The sequence below is a fragment of the Streptomyces aurantiacus JA 4570 genome (genome assembly GCF_000414115.1).
GTDB classification, from domain to species: Bacteria; Actinomycetota; Actinomycetes; order Streptomycetales; family Streptomycetaceae; genus Streptomyces; species Streptomyces aurantiacus_A.
Map to the genome: position 1 here is coordinate 1 of NZ_AOPZ01000305.1, position 2,032 is coordinate 2,032.

At 72.5% G+C, this 2,032-nt stretch carries 2 protein-coding genes and 1 pseudogene; all 3 read right to left on the bottom strand.

Going from position 1 to position 2,032, the window contains the following annotated elements; all coding sequences use genetic code 11:
* Positions 1–293 (bottom strand): annotated as a pseudogene (locus tag STRAU_RS42485) (hypothetical protein); the annotation flags it as partial.
* 210 nt (positions 294–503) lie between these two features.
* Positions 504–1,178, bottom strand: coding sequence for a class I SAM-dependent methyltransferase (locus STRAU_RS26660; protein WP_016643502.1), 675 nt, complete (start codon positions 1,176–1,178; stop codon positions 504–506).
* A gap of 115 nt (positions 1,179–1,293) precedes the next feature.
* Complete coding sequence (fomD, locus tag STRAU_RS26665) at positions 1,294–1,980, bottom strand: cytidylyl-2-hydroxypropylphosphonate hydrolase (protein WP_016643503.1); 687 nt, start codon at positions 1,978–1,980, stop codon at positions 1,294–1,296.
* Positions 1,981–2,032 lie beyond the last annotated feature (52 nt).

Genomic DNA, 2,032 nt, shown 5'->3' on the forward strand with positions numbered 1-2,032 from the left:
CGCCGTCCACCCCGGCGGCCCTGGCGGCGGCCCTGGGCAGCACGCTGGTCGACGGGCACGTGGACGCCGGGGGCGCCCGGGACGCCGCCCACGCCGATCGTGCCGGGCAGGGCCGCGGGGCCCTCGGTGCCGGGGCGGGCCGTGTCGGGGCCGGGATGTGGCTGGGGAGGAACCCCTTCGGGGGCCGGGCGGGGGCGGTGGCTGCCCGGCCCGTCCGTGGCCGGCGTGGACGACTGGGCGTGCTCGCTGCCCGCGCCCGCGTCCTGTTCACCCGTGCGAGCCTGTGCGGGCATACCGTCGATTCCCCCTGAGCCTGCGGACCCCGGACCCCTGGAGCCGTGCGCGTCCGTCTCCGGGGCACGCAGCAGTGCCCCGCGGGGATCCGCGGGGGCGGGTGGCCGGGCAACTGGTGCCTTGCGGCCCTCGTAGGGGCTGAGGTGCTCCGTCACGCGTTTCGAATCCGTCCGTCCGGGGCTGCGCGCCGCGCGCCGTCCAAGCGTTGCTCAGCCGCGTCGGCAGTGCAGGAATAACTGGTGCTCGGGTGGTACATCGCTGCTCGCCGGGGCGTACGAGTACGACTCCTCGTGGGCGATGTCGAAACCGGCGTCCCGCACGACCTGCCGCAGTTCGTCCCGCAGGTATCCGGATACCCGGATTGTGTTCCCCAGGAACGGAATTGCCGCGTCGTCCAGATCGGCCTCGACCATGGAGAGACCGAGCAGGCCACCGGGCCTGAGCAGGGTCCGCAGCAGCCGAAGAGCAGACGGTATCTCCTTCCGGGGCAGCATCAACAGCGCGAAGAAACAGGCAATCCCGTCGAACTGCCCCACAGCGCCCGGCCCTTCGCCCGTCGGGCGCAGGTCCGCGAGGTCCACCTGACGGAACTCCGCCGCGGGCGGCGGTACGTTCTTGCGGGCGAGTTCCAGCATTCCGGCTGACAGGTCGACGCCGAGCACGCGGTGCCCCGCGTCGGTGAGCTGCCGGGCCGTGGGCAGGCCGGTGCCGCAGCCCACGTCCAGCACGCGGGAGCCCGCGGGCAGTTCGGCGAGCAGGCGTGCCCCGGCCGCGAGCTGGCCCTCCTTGTGCGGGAACGCGACGTCATAGGCCGTGCCGATGGCGTCGAACGCCTCGGCCTGGCCCGTGCGGTCGTGGCCGGGCGCGCTGTATCCCTCGCTCACTTCTGCCGCTCCTTGATGACATCCTGTCAGGCGCTGCGGGGGCACGAGGAGTTACTGCTGTGCGCCCTTGCGGAGGACGATCCTACGTTTGAACCCTGGGGGCGCATCAAGGGTCTCATGAGGACACGTGCGCGGGCGTACGGTCCCAGTCACCGGGTAGGGCGGGAATCCGCCAGGACGGGTCGGGGCGCCACTGCGGCCAGTCGTCCCCGAACGGGGGTCCCCACGCGCGGATCACGCCCACGGCCTGCTGCCCCGCCGCTCGCACCCGCTCCGCCTTCTCCGCGCTCATCAGGCCCGCACGCTGGGCCTGCGCGAACTCGTCCTCGTCGTGCCAGCGCCAGCTTCCGTCCGGGCTCACGGAGATGTCCAGGAAGTGGTCCTCGGAGTCCACGCCGCCGTGCCAGCGCGTGCGCGGCTCCTCCAAATTCACATACCAGTTCTTGAACCGCCACCCCGGCTCCCAGAACAGCCACACCGACCACGGTTCGTCCGGCCGCGCCAGCTTCAGCACGCCCGTGCCGGACCAGCGGTCCCTGCGCGTCGTACGCGGCTTCGTGTAGCGCGTGGCCAGGGGCTCCCGGTGGACCGGGGTGCCGTCCGCCAGGACCGGCTTCACGCACTCCGTGCCCGGGGCCATCCAGACGGCCAGCAGGTCCGCGGTGTCCCGCACGACGGTGACGGGCCGACAGATGTGGAATCCGTCCCCGGCGTTCTCCCGGTACCGCCACAAAACCTGCGCCCCCGGCGCCCACCGAGCCACCCGCACCGCGTCCGCTCCACCGCCGTCGTCGTCTGTCATGAACAGATATTAAGACTCCCCACTGCGTCCAATAGCGCGCTCCGCGCGCGGG